This window comes from Parabacteroides sp. AM58-2XD (assembly GCF_003463685.1).
Lineage (GTDB): Bacteria > Bacteroidota > Bacteroidia > Bacteroidales > Tannerellaceae > Parabacteroides > Parabacteroides segnis.
In genome coordinates this window covers 1-1,662 of the sequence record NZ_QSDP01000220.1, presented here as the reverse complement: position 1 = coordinate 1,662, position 1,662 = coordinate 1, and the positions used below count along the sequence as shown (strand labels likewise).

Below are 1,662 nucleotides of genomic sequence, written 5' to 3'. Positions count from 1 at the left end.
TAACCTGTAGGTCAGAAATAATATTCGCTTTGCTCATGGCGCTGATATTTTCGCTATCGGAAGAAAGACCTGCCCATGCAACAACTGTGATCTGTTTTGAACCCGGACAACTGATCTCAACCGTTTTTGCCTGTAACAAATAAGTTTTGTCAAGAGACACTTGTGTGTAGTAGTCACCATTCTGATCAAAAACGAACAGAGTAGTCTGGTCTACGTCACCCTTAACAGTAATATCTTTGTTATCGGAATAAGCTTTCAGTACAACAGAGAAAGGAGCCTCGGTCTGAGAATCAGCGTTTTCAATTACGCCTTCGTCAATACCTGAGTAAGAAGAATCGCTATCAGCGGAACAGCTAGTGAAAGAAATTGCTGCAATCAGTGTGCAAACAATAAACAAACAATTTGTGAAAATTCTACCCTTTTTCATGACCTTAATTTTTTATATGCTTAAATTACCCTATACTGTCCAAGAGATTTTCTATCCGGTTAAGACCCTCATCAAAACCTTTTGTCTCTCGTTGACATTGCAAATATAGATACAAAAATGATATGATTATCAAATACATTGACAATAAAAGTTAAAACAATCAAGAAAGTTGCTGAAAGTATCACATTGGGTGGTGTAAAACTCTCAAAAGGCGGTAAAAGAGTCATTTTATACTCTTAAAATGAAAATGTATTTGATTAAAATATATTGGATGGCGTGATATGAATACATATTATATGATAGAAATACAACCTGTGTGGGGCGGGGATTTGTTGATTTGGCGATGGCGTTGTTGGTTTTTCTATATAATAATGTGTACATCTGTTTTTTTTGTGGGGAAGATATTTCTATTATTATCAGATATGAGCTATTTAACTATCAACTGGTTGTAACTGACTCCCCTCTAGAGAGGGGGAAGGGGGTGTGTCATATTCCCGCCTATACAACCTTCATAATCAGAGTTACTTAACTATTACAGGTTCATTTGCCGTCTGCTTCAGCTGACGGTTTACAAATTGTTTCTCTCTTTTGGCTTCAGCCACATTTCTTTTAGATAGAGATCTGTAAAAAATGTGACTAAAGTCCGGAGAAATAGATAATTTACCAATCCGTCAGCTGAAGCAAACGGCAAATAAACCTGTAACAAGGTCTGTTTTATTGACTGGCTTTAACACACCCCCTACCCCCTCTCAAGAGGGGAGTCAGTTACAACCGGTCACCATAGCAACACACTAAATAGTTCAATTATTTCTAATATCTCTTCTTTAGGTGGGGGTGGATTGAATGATATGGATTGGTTATTTTACGAAGGGTGGTAAATGTGTCATATATGATGTATTTGCCACTGATATTGATGTGAATATTGTAAATCAATGCTTTTGATATGTAAATTAACATATGTATTACTATCATAAAAGGCGGTAAAGCTATCACGGTGAATCGCATATATGAAAAAAAAGCGGCGCACACGCGGAACAATCCGGATGTACGCCTTTATGCATATAAAAAATTGAGGGTCAAATTTTAACCAATTGTAACATGTGTGATAACTGTACCCCAGTCAGCAACAACAATATTGCAATTATTTTTTGAGAGGTCAAAAGTAATTTCTGACTGTTCTCCTTCGTTTACAGACACTTTCTCTGAATTTTTGACATTTTTTGAAGAAAGGATCA

At 36.4% G+C, this 1,662-nt stretch carries 1 protein-coding gene; it reads right to left on the bottom strand.

The features are described from left to right. A partial coding sequence (locus tag DXA15_RS24915; protein WP_199676443.1) for a FimB/Mfa2 family fimbrial subunit occupies positions 1–427 on the bottom strand: 427 nt, incomplete at its 3' end. Positions 428–1,662: the final 1,235 nt, after the last annotated feature.